The 14,950-nt window shown below is 72.8% G+C and carries 18 protein-coding genes and 1 pseudogene; 18 read left to right on the top strand and 1 reads right to left on the bottom strand.

The features are described 5' to 3' along the window. Positions 1–4: 4 nt before the first annotated feature. From ABT034_RS09740 to ABT034_RS09710, 7 genes are all read left to right on the top strand, one after another. Positions 5–172: a CG2302 family histidine operon protein gene (locus tag ABT034_RS09740; RefSeq protein WP_351213134.1), complete on the top strand. Its 168-nt coding sequence runs from the start codon at positions 5–7 to the stop codon at positions 170–172. Next, positions 169–819, top strand: a complete 651-nt coding sequence (hisH, locus tag ABT034_RS09735) for an imidazole glycerol phosphate synthase subunit HisH (RefSeq protein WP_351213132.1) — start codon at positions 169–171, stop codon at positions 817–819. The genes ABT034_RS09740 and hisH overlap by 4 nt, the downstream gene beginning before the upstream one ends. Continuing rightward, entirely contained in the window at positions 816–1,541 is a 726-nt protein-coding gene (priA, locus tag ABT034_RS09730; protein WP_351213130.1) for a bifunctional 1-(5-phosphoribosyl)-5-((5-phosphoribosylamino)methylideneamino)imidazole-4-carboxamide isomerase/phosphoribosylanthranilate isomerase PriA, read from the top strand. Before hisH ends, priA begins: the two co-directional genes overlap by 4 nt. Next, positions 1,538–1,951, top strand: a complete 414-nt coding sequence (locus ABT034_RS09725) for a RidA family protein (RefSeq protein WP_351213128.1) — start codon at positions 1,538–1,540, stop codon at positions 1,949–1,951. The genes priA and ABT034_RS09725 overlap by 4 nt, the downstream gene beginning before the upstream one ends. Then, entirely contained in the window at positions 1,948–2,703 is a 756-nt protein-coding gene (hisF, locus tag ABT034_RS09720; protein WP_351213126.1) for an imidazole glycerol phosphate synthase subunit HisF, read from the top strand. Before ABT034_RS09725 ends, hisF begins: the two co-directional genes overlap by 4 nt. A 110-nt stretch (positions 2,704–2,813) precedes the next feature. After that, entirely contained in the window at positions 2,814–3,401 is a 588-nt protein-coding gene (locus ABT034_RS09715) for a helix-turn-helix domain-containing protein (RefSeq protein WP_351213124.1), read from the top strand. After that, positions 3,398–4,699: an MFS transporter gene (locus ABT034_RS09710; protein ID WP_351213122.1), complete on the top strand. Its 1,302-nt coding sequence runs from the start codon at positions 3,398–3,400 to the stop codon at positions 4,697–4,699. The genes ABT034_RS09715 and ABT034_RS09710 overlap by 4 nt, the downstream gene beginning before the upstream one ends. A 19-nt stretch (positions 4,700–4,718) precedes the next feature. Here ABT034_RS09710 and ABT034_RS09705 read toward each other — a convergent pair. Further along, positions 4,719–5,353: pseudogene (locus ABT034_RS09705) on the bottom strand (TIGR03085 family metal-binding protein). 84 nt (positions 5,354–5,437) lie between these two features. On the opposite strand from ABT034_RS09705, the gene hisI reads away from it, so the two are divergent. From hisI to lgt, 11 genes are all read left to right on the top strand, one after another. Continuing rightward, the gene (gene hisI, locus ABT034_RS09700; protein WP_351213120.1) at positions 5,438–5,812 is read left to right on the top strand and encodes a phosphoribosyl-AMP cyclohydrolase; all 375 of its coding nucleotides are present in this window, start codon (positions 5,438–5,440) and stop codon (positions 5,810–5,812) included. Between the two features lie 11 nt (positions 5,813–5,823). Continuing rightward, positions 5,824–7,314, top strand: a complete 1,491-nt coding sequence (locus ABT034_RS09695) for an anthranilate synthase component I (protein WP_351213118.1) — start codon at positions 5,824–5,826, stop codon at positions 7,312–7,314. 14 nt (positions 7,315–7,328) lie between these two features. Next, positions 7,329–7,979, top strand: coding sequence for a TIGR02234 family membrane protein (locus tag ABT034_RS09690; protein ID WP_351213116.1), 651 nt, complete (start codon positions 7,329–7,331; stop codon positions 7,977–7,979). A 136-nt stretch (positions 7,980–8,115) separates the two neighbouring features. Continuing rightward, entirely contained in the window at positions 8,116–8,364 is a 249-nt protein-coding gene (locus ABT034_RS09685; protein WP_351213114.1) for an HGxxPAAW family protein, read from the top strand. 311 nt (positions 8,365–8,675) lie between these two features. Continuing rightward, positions 8,676–9,113: a DUF2752 domain-containing protein gene (locus ABT034_RS09680; protein ID WP_351213238.1), complete on the top strand. Its 438-nt coding sequence runs from the start codon at positions 8,676–8,678 to the stop codon at positions 9,111–9,113. A gap of 155 nt (positions 9,114–9,268) precedes the next feature. Continuing rightward, a complete protein-coding gene (trpC, locus tag ABT034_RS09675) occupies positions 9,269–10,078 on the top strand; it encodes an indole-3-glycerol phosphate synthase TrpC (RefSeq protein WP_351213112.1) in 810 nt (269 codons plus the stop codon). Positions 10,079–10,193: 115 nt separating this feature from the next. Further along, complete coding sequence (gene trpM / locus ABT034_RS09670; RefSeq protein WP_351213237.1) at positions 10,194–10,397, top strand: tryptophan biosynthesis modulator TrpM; 204 nt, start codon at positions 10,194–10,196, stop codon at positions 10,395–10,397. A gap of 400 nt (positions 10,398–10,797) precedes the next feature. Further along, entirely contained in the window at positions 10,798–12,084 is a 1,287-nt protein-coding gene (gene trpB / locus ABT034_RS09665; protein WP_351213110.1) for a tryptophan synthase subunit beta, read from the top strand. Beyond that, complete coding sequence (trpA, locus tag ABT034_RS09660) at positions 12,081–12,899, top strand: tryptophan synthase subunit alpha (RefSeq protein ID WP_351213108.1); 819 nt, start codon at positions 12,081–12,083, stop codon at positions 12,897–12,899. The genes trpB and trpA overlap by 4 nt, the downstream gene beginning before the upstream one ends. 63 nt (positions 12,900–12,962) lie before the next feature. Then, the gene (locus ABT034_RS09655) at positions 12,963–13,787 is read left to right on the top strand and encodes a DsbA family protein (protein ID WP_351213106.1); all 825 of its coding nucleotides are present in this window, start codon (positions 12,963–12,965) and stop codon (positions 13,785–13,787) included. Positions 13,788–13,851: 64 nt separating this feature from the next. Further along, positions 13,852–14,856 (top strand): prolipoprotein diacylglyceryl transferase, encoded by a 1,005-nt coding sequence (gene lgt / locus ABT034_RS09650; RefSeq protein WP_351213104.1) that lies wholly within the window; start codon positions 13,852–13,854, stop codon positions 14,854–14,856. The last annotated feature ends 94 nt before the right edge of the window (positions 14,857–14,950 follow it).

The raw sequence follows: 14,950 nt of genomic DNA, 5'->3' as shown, positions 1-14,950 counted from the left end.
CCCCATGACCGGCCTCTCCACCATCCTCATCGTCGTCGGGCTCTTCCTCGCCGGCGGTGTGTACTCCTTCTCCAAGCAGCAGCTGCCCAAGGGCGTGATCGCCCTCCTCGCCATCGCCTCCGTGATGTGCCTGGTCGCCGGCGTCCTGCGGATCCAGGGAATCTGGGAATGAGCACCGTGAGCACGTCCAAGAAGGTCGTCGTCTTCGACTACGGCTTCGGCAACGTCCGCTCCGCCGAGCGCGCGCTCGCCCGCGTCGGCGCCGACGTCGAGATCACCCGCGACTACGAGAAGGCCATGAACGCCGACGGGCTCCTCGTCCCCGGCGTCGGCGCCTTCTCCGCCTGCATGCAGGGGCTCAAGGAGGCCCGCGGCGACTGGATCGTCGGCCGCAGGCTCTCCGGCGGCCGCCCGGTCATGGGCATCTGCGTCGGCATGCAGATCCTCTTCGCGCAGGGCATCGAGCACGGCGTGGAGAGCGAGGGCCTCGACGAGTGGCCCGGTACGGTCGAGCCGTTGAACGCCCCCGTCGTCCCCCACATGGGCTGGAACACGGTCGACGCGCCCGAGGACACCGAGATGTTCGCCCAGCTCGACGCCGAAGCCCGGTTCTACTTCGTCCACTCCTACGCCGTGCGCGAGTGGACCCTGGAGGTCGGCAACAAGAACATGCGCGCCCCCAAGGTCACCTGGGCCACCCACGGCGAGCCCTTCGTCGCGGCCGTCGAGAACGGCGCCCTGTGGGCGACCCAGTTCCACCCCGAGAAGTCCGGCGACGCCGGCGCCCAGCTCCTCACCAACTGGATCGGAACCCTGTGAGCACCCTCGAACTCCTCCCCGCCGTCGACGTCCGCGACGGCCAGGCCGTCCGCCTCGTGCACGGCGAGTCCGGCACCGAGACCTCCTACGGCTCCCCCCTCGAGGCGGCCCTCGCCTGGCAGAACTCCGGCGCCGAGTGGCTGCACCTGGTCGACCTGGACGCCGCCTTCGGCACCGGTGACAACCGGCAGCTGATCGCCGAGGTCGCCCAGGCCATGGACATCAAGGTCGAGCTCTCCGGCGGCATCCGCGACGACGCCTCGCTCGCCGCCGCCCTCGCCACCGGCTGCACCCGCGTCAACCTCGGCACCGCCGCCCTGGAGACCCCGGACTGGGTCGCCAAGGTCATCGCCGAGTACGGCGACAAGATCGCCGTCGGTCTCGACGTACGCGGCACGACCCTGCGCGGCCGGGGCTGGACCCGCGACGGCGGCGACCTCTACGAGACGCTGGCCCGCCTCGACTCCGAGGGCTGCTCCCGGTACGTCGTCACCGACATCGCCAAGGACGGCACCCTCCAGGGCCCCAACCTGGAGCTCCTGAAGAACGTCTGCGCGGCCACCGACAAGCCCGTCGTCGCCTCCGGCGGCGTCTCCTCCCTGGACGACCTGCGGGCCCTGTCCGGACTCGTCCCGATCGGCGTCGAGGGCGCGATCGTCGGCAAGGCGCTCTACGCCAAGGCGTTCACCCTGGAAGAGGCGCTCGCGGCGGTGAAGTCGTGACCTCCGAGGTCCGCAAGGTGGTGACCGGCGCGCCCTGGGAGGACCAGTTCGGCTACTCCCGCGCGGTGGAGCTGCCCAACGGCCTGGTCCTGGTCTCCGGCTGTACGTCGGTGGTCGGCGGCCAGATCGCCGGCGGAGGCCCCCACGAGCAGGCGATCAACTCCTTCAACGTGGCCTTCGCGGCGCTGAAGCAGCTGGGCCTCGGCCCGGAGCACGTCGTACGGACCCGGATGTACCTCACGCACGCCCGGGACGTCGACGAGGTCGGCCGCGCGCACAAGGAGCTGTTCGACGCCGTCCGCCCCGCCGCCTCCATGATCATCGTCTCCGGCTTCGTCGACCCGAGCCTGGTCGTCGAGGTCGAGGTCGAGGCGTACCGCCCAGAGGGAGAGAGGGGCAGCGCGGAATGAGTCTCGCCGTACGGGTGATCCCCTGCCTGGACGTCGACAACGGCCGGGTCGTCAAGGGCGTCAACTTCCAGAACCTGCGGGACGCGGGCGACCCCGTCGAGATGGCCAAGCTGTACGACGCCGAGGGCGCCGACGAGCTGACCTTCCTCGACATCACCGCGTCCTCCGGCAACCGGGAGACCACCTACGACGTGGTGCGCCGCACCGCCGAGCAGGTCTTCATCCCGCTCACGGTCGGCGGTGGGGTCCGCGCGGCCGAGGACGTCGACAAGCTGCTGCGGGCCGGGGCCGACAAGGTGGGGGTCAACACCGCCGCCATCGCGCGCCCCGAACTGATCCAGGAGATCGCGGAGCGCTTCGGCCGCCAGGTGCTCGTCCTGTCGGTCGACGCCCGGCGTACCGCATCGGGCTCCTTCGAGGTGACGACGCACGGCGGCCGCAAGGGCACCGGCATCGACGCCGTCGAGTGGGCGCACCGGGCCGCGGAGCTGGGCGCGGGGGAGATCCTGCTCAACTCGATGGACGCGGACGGGACGAAGGACGGCTACGACACCGAGATGATCGCGGCCGTGCGCAAGCACGTCACGGTGCCGGTGATCGCCTCCGGCGGTGCGGGGAAGCTCTCCGACTTCGCGCCGGCCGTGGCGGCGGGCGCGGACGCCGTGCTCGCGGCCTCTGTCTTCCACTTCGGCGATCTGCGGATCCCGCAGGTCAAGGACGCGCTGCGGGAGGCGGGCCACCCGGTCCGCTGAGCGCAGCTGGAGAGGGCCCCTCAGGGGGCCCTCTCTCTTTCCTCAGATATGCAGGATTATTTGTGCAATTTCCATTGCGCAAGTTTTCCTTCGTATCTAGGGTCGCTGTCATGACCTCGCCGGAGACCCGCCGGATCACCGATCTCGGCACCCTCAAAGCCATCTCGCACCCGCTGCGGATGCGCCTCTACCGCGCCCTCTTCGTGGCCCGCACCGCCACCGCCTCCCAGCTGGCCGAGCAGGTCGACGAAGCCGTCTCGCTCGTCAGCTACCACCTGCGCAAACTCGCCGAGCACGGCCTCGTCGAGGAGGCCGAGGCCCAGTCGACGGACGGCCGCGAGCGCTGGTGGCAGCCCAGCTCGTACGGCGTCAGCATCCGCGACGAGGACGTCAGGGGCACTCCGGAGCTGGCCGCCGCGAGCGACGCACTCGGCCGCACCATCAGCGAACAGCGGGTCGAGCTCCACCGGCGCTTCCTCGACGAGCGGCTGACCTGGTCCGACGCCTGGCGCTCCGCCTCCGTCAGCTCGGAGTGGCTGCCCCGCCTCACCGCCGCCGAGCTCACCGCCCTCGGCGAGGAGCTGGAAGCCGTCTTCGAGAAGTACGACCGGAGGGCCCGCGCCGCCGAAGCGGCCGGCGACACCGAGGGCCGCGAGAACACCGCCATCCACCTCAACGCGTTCCCGTACCGCTCATGACGGGCACCGCGGAGGGCCCCGCCGCAGAGGCCGCGACCGTGGCGGGCCGCGCCGCGCAGGCCCCGGCCGTCGAGGCCCCCGCTGCCGGGCGTCCCGCCCACCGTGACCCCCAGGTCCTGCGCTGGCTCGGTGCCTACACCGCCTCCACCGTCGGCGACAGCGTCTACTACCTGGCCCTCTCCTGGGCCGCCGTCAGCAGCGGCAGCCCCGCCCAGGCCGGGCTCGTCATGGCCGTATCCGCCGTGCCCCGCGTGCTGCTCATGCTCTTCGGCGGAGTGATCGCCGACCGCCTCGGCCCGCGCCGGGTCGTCATCGCCTCCGACACCGTCCGCTGCCTCGTCGCCCTCGGCCTCGCCGCGGTCTTCCTCCTCGCCTCGCCCGGCCTGTGGGCCCTCGCCCTCGTCGCCCTCGTGTTCGGCGTCGTCGACGCCCTCTTCATGCCGGCCGTCGGCGCGCTGCCGCCCCGGATCACGGCGCACGACCAGCTCGCCCGCGTCCAGGGCATGCGCGGCATCGCCCAACGCCTCGGGCCCGTCCTCGGCGCCCCACTGGGCGGCCTCGCCGTCGCCGCCGGCGGCTCCGCCACCGCCTTCGGCATCGCCGGGGTGCTCTTCGCCCTCTCCCTGCCCCTGCTCTACGCGCTCAAGCTCCGCCCCCTGCCGGGCACGGACGGGACGACCGGCGACCGCACGGCCCTGCGGGACCTTGCCGACGGTCTGCGCTACCTCCGCCGCCACCGCGTCCTCGGCCCGATGATGATCGTCGTGCTCCTCGGGGACCTCGGCTTCGCCGGCCCCCTCAACGTCGGCCTCACGATCCTCGCCGACCAGCGAGGCTGGGGCGCCGCCGGCATCGGCTGGATCCTCGCCGGATTCGGTACGGGCGCCGGCGCCGCCTCCCTGCTGCTGACCGTCAAGGGCCGGATACCCCGGGCCGGCACCGTCCTCGGCTGGACCATCGTCCTCGGAGCCGTATCGATCGGCGCACTCGCCCACACCCCGCTGCTGCCGGTCGCGGTGGCCCTCGCCCTCTCCGTCGGCCTGCTCGCCGGACTCTCAGGCGTCCTGTGCGGCGCCGTCATCCAGACCGCGTGCGACCCCGCGTACCTGGGCCGGGTCAGCGCCGTGTCGGGCCTCGGCAGCCTCGGCATCGCCCCGCTGAGCTTCCCGCTCACCGGCGCGGCGATCGGCCTGTGGGGTGCGGGACCGGTCTTCGTCGTCAGCGCCGCGGTCTGCGCCCTGTCCGGCGTGTACGCCCTCGCGGTCCCGGCCCTCCGGCAGGCCGAACTGCCCCGCTAGGGAGCGTTCCCCCCAACCGTCAGAGCCCCAGCTGCTTCGTCTCGCTCAGCCGCTCGATCGCCTCCGGCTCCCCGTCGAGCTCCACCTTGGCCGAGGCCTGGCGCCCGTACAGGTACATCGTCAGCTCGCCCGGCTCCCCGGAGGCCGTCACCACCGGGGTGCCCCGGTGGGCCACCACCGTCTGGCCGTTCGGACGGCGCAGCACCAGGCCCACCGGGACCTTGCGGCCCAGGAGGCGGGCGGTGCGCTCAAGACGGGACCAGAGGGCGTCCGCGAAGACCGGGTCGAGCTCGCGCGACGACCACTCGGGCTGGGCCCGGCGCACGTCCTCGGCGTGGACGTAGAACTCGACGACGTTCGCCCCCTCGTCCACCTGCTTGATGGTGAACGGGGAGAACCGCGGGGGCCCGTACGGATGAGCTGGATCAGCTCCTCGTACGGCTTGTCGGCGAACTCCGCCTGCACCCTGTCCTGCCGCTCCTTCAGCGCCGGTACGAGGGAGCCGGCCGCCGCGTCCGGGCGCCGCTCCCGCACCACCACATGGGCCGCGAGGTCCCGCGTCCGCCAGCCCTCGCAGAGCGTCGGGGCGTCAGGACCGGCCGCTTCCAACAGGTCGGCGAGCAGAAGCCGTTCACGTTTGGCATGGGTCGACATGACCGCCAGCGTACGGCGGCCGCCGCCGGTCCGCCCAGTGGACGCTCCGCCGGACCCCACCCCGGGTCGCGGCACAATGGCGCCATGAGCAGCAATCTCGACCCGGCCCTCTCCGCCCGGCTCAAGCGCAGCCCCGACGGGCTCGTCCCCGCCATCGCCCAGCAGTACGACACCGGCGAGGTGCTGATGCTCGGCTGGATGGACGACGAGGCCCTGCACCGCACCCTCACCACCGGCCGCTGCACCTACTGGTCCCGCAGCCGCCAGGAGTACTGGGTCAAGGGTGACACCTCGGGCCACTTCCAGCACGTCAAGTCCGTCGCCCTCGACTGCGACGCCGACACCGTCCTCGTCAAGGTCGACCAGGTCGGAGCCGCCTGCCACACCGGCACCCGGACCTGCTTCGACGCCGATGTGCTCCCCGTATCCGCGTCCGACGCGGACCCCGTATCCGAGTAGGGTCTGGCGCCATGGATCTCGACACCTTCCGCAAGCTGGCGGCCGACCGCCGCGTCATCCCCGTCAGCCGCCGGCTGCTCGCGGACGGCGACACCCCGGTCGGGCTCTACCGCAAGCTCGCCGCCGAACGGCCCGGCACCTTCCTCCTCGAATCCGCGGAGAACGGCCGCAGCTGGTCCCGCTACTCCTTCATCGGCGTCCGCAGCGACGCCACCCTGACCGTGAAGGACGGCGAGGCCCGCTGGCTGGGCACCCCGCCCGTCGGCGTCCCCACGGACGGCGACCCGCTCCAGGCCCTGCGCGCCACCGTCGAGACCCTCCACACCCCGCGCGACCTGGCCTCCGGCATGCCCCCGTTCACCGGCGGCATGGTCGGCTACCTCGGCTACGACATCGTCCGCCGCCTGGAGAAGATCGGGGACTCCACCCGCGACGACCTGCGGCTCCCCGAGCTGACCATGCTCCTCACCAGCGACCTCGCGGTCCTCGACCACTGGGACGGCTCGGTCCTGCTGATCGCCAACGCGATCAACCACAACGACCTGGACACCGGCATCGAGGAGGCGTACGCGCACGCCGTCGCCCGCCTCGACGCGATGGAGGCCGACCTGGCCCGTCCCGTCGCCGGCGCCCCCACCGCCCTGCCCGACTCGGCGCTCCCCGAGTTCTCGGCGCTCTGGGGCGGCCCGGCCTACCAGGACGCCGTCGAGGACATCAAGGAGCGCATCCGGGCCGGCGAGGCCTTCCAGGTCGTGCCCTCGCAGCGGTTCGAGACCCCCTGCACCGCCTCCGCGCTCGACGTGTACCGGGTCCTGCGGGCCACCAACCCCTCCCCGTACATGTACCTGTTCCGCTTCGAGAACGGCTTCGACGTCGTCGGATCCAGCCCCGAGGCCCTCGTCAAGGTCGAGGACGGGCACGCGATGCTCCACCCCATCGCCGGCACCCGGCACCGCGGTGCCACCCCGCAGGAGGACCACGACCTCGCCGAGGAACTCCTCGCCGACCCCAAGGAACGCGCCGAGCACCTCATGCTCGTCGACCTCGGCCGCAACGACCTCGGCCGGGTCTGCGCCCCCGGCTCCGTCGAGGTCGTCGACTTCATGTCCGTCGAGCGCTACTCGCACGTCATGCACATCGTCTCCACCGTGACCGGCGAGGTCGCCGAGGGCAGGACCGCCTTCGACGTCCTCACCGCCTGCTTCCCGGCCGGCACGCTCTCCGGCGCGCCCAAGCCCCGCGCCATGCAGATCATCGAGGAGCTCGAACCCTCCCGGCGCGGCCTCTACGGCGGATGTGTCGGTTATCTCGATTTCGCCGGCGACGCGGACACCGCCATCGCCATCCGCACCGCCCTGCTCCGCGACGGAACCGCGTACGTGCAGGCCGGAGCGGGTGTCGTCGCCGACTCCGACCCCGTCGCCGAGGACAACGAGTGCCGCAACAAGGCCGCCGCCGTCCTCCGCGCCGTCCACACCGCCAACCGGATGAACGGCAACTGAGCACGTAGGGGATAGTGGGGTACGTGAGTGCCGTACCCGTACCCCAGCCCCGGGCCGCCCGCGCGGCCGTCCCCACCGGCGGCCGCCGCAGCCTGGCCGCGGCCCTCCTCCTCGGCGCCCTCGGCGCCACCGTCGTCCTGCTCTCCGCCGGCCAGATCTGGGCGGAGGGCACCGCGTCCGTCGGCGGCGGCACCGTCCCCGTCGAGGCCGACGGCGGCAGCGTGACCGGCGTGCCGACCGCCCTCGCGATCGTCGGCCTCGCCGCGCTCTTCGCCGTCTTCGCCGTCCGCCGCACCGGCCGCACCCTCGTCGCCGCGCTCCTCGCGCTCAGCGGCGCGGGCGCCGCGCTCGCCGCCGTCCTCGGTGCGTCCGACAGCGCCGCGCTGAACGCCGAGGCCGCCCGGATAAGCGGCGACACCGCCGCCGCCGTGGCCGGCCTCACCCACACCGTCTGGCCGTACGTGACCGCCGCGGGCGCCGTCCTCATCCTGCTCGCCGGTCTCTTCGCGCTGCGCTTCGGCAAGAGCTGGCCCGCGATGGGCGGCCGCTACGAGCGCTCCGGAGCCCCCCGCGCCGGGCGCAAGGCCCCCACGACCGACCCGGACCGGCCGGAGGACCTGTGGAAGGCCCTGGACCGCGGCGAGGACCCCACCCGCGAAGCGTGACGGGAGCACCGGCCGCGACGCGTGATCGTCCCGGTACCCCCGATTCATCCTCGCGCGCCCGCGTGCGGGACAATGAGCTCCGAGTGTCCGCGCACGCGAGACCTCACCATCGAGCAACTGCAACGAGGAGCAACTCATGGCGGGCAGCGCCCACGGACACACCCCGGCCGCCTGGACCGGTGTCATCATCTCCTTCATCGGCTTCTGCATCGCCGGAGTCTGCATGGTGGCCGTCAACCTGCCCGGTTTCTGGGTCGGCATGGGTGTCATCGTGCTCGGCGGCATCGTCGGCGGCGCGATGAAGGCGGCGGGCCTCGGCATGCCGAAGGAGTCGGAGGCCGTCACCGCGGCCCGCGAGGCCGCGACCCTGCAGGCCCGTTCCTGACGCGCCACGACGCACCCGAGAGCGCAGTCCGGCCGTGCCGGGCTGCGCTCTCGCGCGTCCGGGGCGAGAATCACCGGGTGGACCCGCAGCCGACGGCCGGAGCCGTGACCGACACTTCCCCCACCCGACCGGGTGAATCCACCCGACCGGACGGGGCGAGGGACGCTCCCGCGCGGCCGGGGCCGCCGGGGCGGCCGCCGGCGAGTGGTCCTGCGGGGGACGGGAGCCCCGTACAGCCGGGGAGCCCGGCCGGGGAGGCCGACCCGGCGGGCGACGGGAGCCCCGTACCGCCGCCGCACGCGCACGCGTGGATCGGGCCCGCCGGCGCTCCCGTGCCCCCGCCGCGTCCGCGACCGCTCGCGCGGCGGCTGTTCGCGCCCCTCGCCGCCCTCACCGGGGTCGCCGCCGCCTTCGCGTACGTCGGGACCGTCGACCCCAACGAACCCGGGCACTACCCCGTCTGCCCGCTGCTCCGCTTCACCGGCGTCTACTGCCCCGGCTGCGGCGGGCTCCGCAGCGCCCATGCCTTCGTTCACGGCGACCTCCCGGCCGCCCTCAGCGCCAACGCCCTCGCCGTCGTCGGCTACGGACTCTTCGGCGCCCTCATGGCCCTCTGGCTGATTCGAGCCGTCCGCGGAGTGCCCATGCGCCTCGCGATCCCCCCGGCCTCGGCGTGGGGGATCGGAGCCGTCCTCGCCCTCTTCACCCTGGTCCGGAACCTTCCCTTCGGCTCCGCGCTCGCCCCCTGAGGGCCCCGCGCGGCCCCACGGGGACCCCGACGAGAGTCCCAGCAGATGGGACGCCACTCCGGCCGATGCGGGTACGGAGCCGTCCAGCGGATAGGATCGAAGTGGCTGAACCTGGTTCATCATCACCATCACCGTCCCGGAAGGGGGCCCCTCGCGTGAGTGTGCTCGACGAGATCATCGAAGGCGTACGCGCCGACCTCGCAGAGCGGCAGGCGCGGGTCACCCTCGACGAGCTCAAGGAGCGCGCCGCCAAGGCGCCGCAGGCCAAGGACGGCGTCGCCGCGCTGCGCGGGGACGGCGTCACGGTGATCTGCGAGGTCAAGCGCTCCAGCCCGTCCAAGGGCGCGCTCGCCGCGATCGCCGACCCGGCCGGACTCGCCGCGGACTACGAGGCGGGCGGCGCCGCCGTCATCTCCGTCCTCACCGAGCAGCGCCGCTTCGGCGGCTCCCTCGAGGACCTGGAGGCCGTCAGGGCCCGGGTCGACATCCCGGTCCTGCGCAAGGACTTCATCGTCACCGCGTACCAGCTCTGGGAAGCACGCGCGTACGGAGCGGATCTCGCGCTCCTCATCGTCGCCGCCCTGGAGCAGGAGGCCCTGGTCTCCCTCATCGAGCGCGCCGAGTCCATCGGGCTCACCCCGCTCGTCGAGGTGCACGACGAGGAGGAGGTCGAGCGCGCCGTCGACGCGGGCGCCCGGATCATCGGTGTCAACGCCCGCAACCTCAAGACCCTCAAGGTCGACCGCACCACCTTCGAGCGCGTCGCCCCCGAGATCCCCAAGGGCATCGTCAAGATCGCCGAGTCCGGCGTCCGCGGCCCGCACGACCTCATCGCCTACGCCAACGCGGGCGCCGACGCGGTCCTGGTCGGCGAGTCCCTCGTCACCGGCCGCGACCCGAAGGGCGCCGTCGCCGACCTCGTCGCCGCCGGTGCCCACCCGGCGCTGCGGCACGGCCGGAGCTGACCGCACCATGACCCGCCGCCGCGCCACGCCGACCGCCCCGGGCACCGCCCCGGGGACCGTCGGCGTGCCCCGGGGGCACGTCACACCGGCCGTGACCGGCGCCTCGAGCCGCGCCATGCGCACCCGGCTGCGTACCGCCGCCGCTCCTGCCCACGCCCCGCTGGCCCGGGGCTGCCGGCCGCGCGGCTGCCGCGCGCCCGCCCGCCGTGTCCACGGCCGCCGGGTCCGGTACGTCATCGGCTCGGAGCCGGGCCAGGTCAACGGCATGCGATGGCGCCGGCGCCTCGCGCGCCTTCTCACACACGACCACAACGCCTGACCCCCTCTTCGGGGCCGCCGCCCGATGCGGACGACCGCCCCGCAGGCGCGGGCAACCGCCCGGACCGAGCCGCAGCGCCGTGTGGGCAATCGTCCCGCAGGGCGGGACGGGTGGGCACACGGGACGGCGCCCTTGGCGGGTGCCTCCGCCCCTTGTGCCTGTGCCGCACCACCTGTGCGGCGCCACACCCGGTGCGGGTTCAGGCGCGGAAGCCCAGGCCCGGCAAGGGGCGCCGTTCCCGTTATGCCCATTCGTTCCGCCCCAGCGGAACGAATGCCCACGACGAGGGGGCGGCGGGCGCGGCCCGGCGACGGCGCTGTGGTGTGTGGACGGTCCGCGCGCATAACGTGACCACCGACCGCACGTTACCCGGGGCACCCGCCCCGCGAGGAGCAGCCGCATGTCCAGCGAGTTCTTCCTTCCCGACCCGGAGGGTCAGGTCCCCAGCCCCGAGGGCTACTTCGGCGCCTACGGCGGCAAGTTCATCCCGGAGGCCCTCGTCGCCGCCGTCGACGAGGTCGCCGTCGAGTACGACAAGGCGAAGACCGACCCCGAGTTCGCCCGCGAGCTCAACGAGCTGATGGTCGACTACACCGGCCGCCCGAGCGCCCTCACCGAGGTCCCCAGGTTCGCCGAGCACGCCGGCGGCGCCCGGATCTTCCTCAAGCGCGAGGACCTCAACCACACCGGCTCGCACAAGATCAACAACGTGCTCGGCCAGGCCCTGCTGACCAGGCGCATGGGCAAGACCCGGGTCATCGCCGAGACCGGCGCCGGCCAGCACGGCGTGGCCACCGCCACCGCCTGCGCCCTCTTCGGCCTCGACTGCACCATCTACATGGGCGAGATCGACACCCAGCGCCAGGCCCTCAACGTGGCCCGGATGCGGATGCTCGGCGCCGAGGTCGTCGCCGTGAAGTCCGGCAGCCGCACCCTCAAGGACGCCATCAACGAGGCGTTCCGCGACTGGGTCGCCAACGTGGACCGCACCCACTACCTGTTCGGCACCGTGGCCGGCCCGCACCCCTTCCCCGCCATGGTCCGCGACTTCCACCGGGTCATCGGCGTCGAGGCCCGCCGCCAGATCCTGGAGCGCGCCGGACGCCTCCCCGACGCGGCCCTCGCCTGTGTCGGCGGCGGCTCCAACGCCATCGGCCTCTTCCACGCCTTCATCCCGGACGCCGGCGTGCGCCTGATCGGCTGCGAGCCGGCCGGCCACGGCGTCGAGACCGGCGAGCACGCGGCCACCCTCACCGCCGGCGAGCCCGGCATCCTGCACGGTTCGCGGAGTTACGTCCTCCAGGACGAGGAGGGCCAGATCACCGAGCCGTACTCGATCTCGGCCGGCCTCGACTACCCCGGCATCGGCCCGGAGCACGCCTACCTCAAGGACAGCGGGCGCGGCGAGTACCGCGCGGTCACCGACGACGCCGCCATGCAGGCGCTGCGGCTGCTCTCCCGTACCGAGGGCATCATCCCGGCCATCGAGTCGGCGCACGCCCTCGCCGGGGCCCTGGAGGTCGGCAAGGAGCTAGGCAAGGACGCCCTGCTCCTCGTCAACCTCTCCGGGCGCGGCGACAAGGACATGGACACGGCCGCCCGCTACTTCGGGCTCTACGACACCGACGCAGAGGTCGCCGCGGACGCCGGCACCGGCACCGCCGAGATCGAGGGGGACTCCAAGTGACCGGCAACATCCAGCTGCTCAGCGACACCCTCGCCAAGGCGAAGTCGGAGGACCGGGCCGCGCTCATCGCGTACCTCCCGGCCGGCTTTCCGACCGTCGACGGCGGCATCGCCGCCATCAAGGCCGTCTTCGCCGGCGGCGCGGACGTGGTCGAGGTCGGACTCCCGCACAGTGACCCGGTCCTCGACGGGCCGGTCATCCAGACCGCCGACGACATCGCCCTGCGCGGCGGCGTCAAGATCGCCGACGTCATGCGCACGGTCCGCGAGGCCCACGAGGCCACCGGCAAGCCGGTCCTCGTCATGACGTACTGGAACCCGATCGACCGGTACGGCGTCGAGCGCTTCACCGAGGAGCTCGCCGCAGCGGGCGGCGCCGGCTGCATCCTCCCCGACCTGCCGGTCCAGGAGTCCGCCCTCTGGCGCGAGCACGCCGACAAGCACGGTCTCGCCACCGTCTTCGTCGTCGCGCCCAGCAGCAAGGACGAGCGCCTCGCCACCATCACGGCGGCCGGTTCCGGCTTCGTCTACGCCGCCTCCCTGATGGGCGTCACCGGCACCCGCGCGTCGGTCGGCGCGCAGGCCGCCGACCTCGTCCGCCGCACCCGCGCCACCGCGGACCTTCCCGTCTGCGTCGGGCTCGGTGTCTCCGACGCCGCCCAGGCCAAGGAGGTCGCCGCCTTCGCCGACGGCGTGATCGTCGGCTCCGCGTTCGTGAAGCGGATCCTCGACGCCGACGGCGACGAGGCCGCGGGACTCGCCGCCGTAAGGGAACTGGCGGCCGAACTCGCCGAGGGTGTCCGCCGCGTTTCGTAACCCGTATGGGTGGATCTGCGACCGGGGAGGCACGCACGTGCCTCCCCGGTTCGTTCCTGAGGCGTGAGCGAGACGAACCGTGGTGACGGTACAGGGAGCGCGCGGGAGCGCCTCAAGCAGCAGCGTGAGCGAGAGAAGAGCCGCGAGAAGCAGCGGCGCGTCCTGATCGTGTCGGCGGCGGTGGTCGGAGTCCTCGGCCTGGCCGCGGTCGTCGGCGTGATCGCCGCGGGCGGCGGCAAGGACGGCGGGTCGGACAAGGCGGGCCCGGTCGTCGCGCCGACCGGTGCGATCAACGAGGACGACAAGCCCGCCATCGTCACGGGCAAGGCGGACGCGCCGTCGACGCTCGCGATCTGGGAGGACTTCCGCTGCCCCGCGTGCGCCCAGTTCGAGAACGTCATGCGGGACGCGATCCACGAGCTGGAGGCGTCCGGCGCCCTCAAGACCGAGTACCACCTCGCCACCCTCATCGACGGGAACATGGGCGGCAGCGGCTCGCTGCGCGCGGCGAACGCGGCCGCGTGCGCGCAGGACGCGGGGAAGTTCACCGCGTACCACGACACGCTGTACATCAACCAGCCGCCGGAGCCGGACGACGCCTTCGGCAAGAACGAGAAGCTGATCGAGCTGGCGGGGAAGGTGCCGGGGCTCGAGACGCCGGCCTTCCGCAGCTGTGTGAACGAGGGGACGCACGACAGCTGGGTGGTCAAGTCGAACGAGGCCTTCCAGAACGGCGGCTTCCGCGGCACGCCGTCCGTCCTCCTCAACGGAGAATCGATCTTCCCGACGAAGGGGAACGAGCAGATCTCCCCGGAGAACCTGAAGAAGTGGGTCGCCGAGGCCAACAAGGGCAAGAAGCCCGGCACGGCCTCCCCTTCGGCGGGTTAGTTACCCAGACGTTGCCGGGTGGGCTGCCGCCCCGCCCGCCCGGCAGGGTAGCGTCGGACCTGCCATGGACCTTGCCTATATTCCCAGCCCGTCGACCGGCGTGATCAATCTCGGACCGATCCCGCTGCGCGGCTATGCCTTCTGCATCATCATCGGTGTCTTCGTCGCCGTCTGGTACGGCAACAAGCGGTGGATCGCCCGGGGCGGCACCGCCGGCACCGTGGCCGACATCGCCGTCTGGGCGGTGCCCTTCGGCCTCGTCGGCGGACGCCTCTACCACGTGATCACCGACTACCAGCTGTACTTCAGCGAGGGTGAGAACTGGGTCGACGCCTTCAAGATCTGGGAGGGCGGCCTCGGTATCTGGGGCGCCATCGCGCTCGGCGCGGTGGGTGCCTGGATCGCCTGCCGCCGCCGGGGCATCCCCCTCCCGGCGTACGCCGACGCCATCGCGCCCGGCATCGCCCTCGCCCAGGCCATCGGCCGCTGGGGCAACTGGTTCAACCAGGAGCTGTACGGCAAGCCGACCAACCTGCCCTGGGCCCTGGAGATCTCCGAGGGCACGAACCGCGAGGCCGGGACCTACCACCCGACCTTCCTGTACGAGTCGCTCTGGTGCATCGGCGTCGCCCTCCTGGTCGTCTGGGCCGACCGCCGCTTCAAGCTCGGCCACGGGCGCGCCTTCGCGCTGTACGTCGCCGCGTACTGCGCCGGCCGGGCCTGGATCGAGTACATGCGCGTCGACGAGGCGCACCACGTGCTCGGCCTGCGGCTGAACGTCTGGACGGCGATCGTCGTCTTCGTGCTCGCGGTGGTCTACATCGTGATCTCGGCCCGGGTCAGTCCCGGCCGCGAGGAGATCGTGGAGCCGAAGGCCGACAAGACCGCCGCGACCGAGAAGGCAGCCCCGAGCGACAAGGCGGCCACGACCGAGAAGGCGGACGATACGGACGCCGAGCCGGAGGACACCGCGGCTCCGGAGGGCTCCGCGGCGGGGGCGGACTCCGACGAGGACGCGGAGCACGAGCACGGGGCCGACAACGGCGCCGGGTCCGCCGCCAAGAGCTGATCCGTCCGCCCGCGTGCTGCGCGGCAGTACTTCGTAGCGGGCCGAGAGGGCCGTCGGGACCGAGAGGTCCCGGCGGCCCTTTCTTCGTCTGCCG

The organism is Streptomyces sp. NPDC002773 (genome assembly GCF_040295605.1).
GTDB lineage: Bacteria > Actinomycetota > Actinomycetes > Streptomycetales > Streptomycetaceae > Streptomyces.
The sequence above is the reverse complement of the archived record's forward strand: the minus strand, read 5'-3'. Positions and strand labels throughout refer to the sequence as shown.

Coding starts and splice junctions, on each gene's coding strand:
- ABT034_RS09695 (WP_351213118.1), top strand. CDS start 5,824: ATGGATCTCGACACCTTCCGCAAGCTGGCGGCCGACCGCCGCGTCATC.
- ABT034_RS09715 (WP_351213124.1), top strand. CDS start 2,814: ATGACCTCGCCGGAGACCCGCCGGATCACCGATCTCGGCACCCTCAAA.
- hisH (WP_351213132.1), top strand. CDS start 169: ATGAGCACCGTGAGCACGTCCAAGAAGGTCGTCGTCTTCGACTACGGC.
- trpM (WP_351213237.1), top strand. CDS start 10,194: ATGCGCACCCGGCTGCGTACCGCCGCCGCTCCTGCCCACGCCCCGCTG.
- ABT034_RS09685 (WP_351213114.1), top strand. CDS start 8,116: ATGGCGGGCAGCGCCCACGGACACACCCCGGCCGCCTGGACCGGTGTC.
- hisF (WP_351213126.1), top strand. CDS start 1,948: ATGAGTCTCGCCGTACGGGTGATCCCCTGCCTGGACGTCGACAACGGC.
- ABT034_RS09710 (WP_351213122.1), top strand. CDS start 3,398: ATGACGGGCACCGCGGAGGGCCCCGCCGCAGAGGCCGCGACCGTGGCG.
- lgt (WP_351213104.1), top strand. CDS start 13,852: ATGGACCTTGCCTATATTCCCAGCCCGTCGACCGGCGTGATCAATCTC.
- hisI (WP_351213120.1), top strand. CDS start 5,438: ATGAGCAGCAATCTCGACCCGGCCCTCTCCGCCCGGCTCAAGCGCAGC.
- ABT034_RS09740 (WP_351213134.1), top strand. CDS start 5: ATGACCGGCCTCTCCACCATCCTCATCGTCGTCGGGCTCTTCCTCGCC.
- trpB (WP_351213110.1), top strand. CDS start 10,798: ATGTCCAGCGAGTTCTTCCTTCCCGACCCGGAGGGTCAGGTCCCCAGC.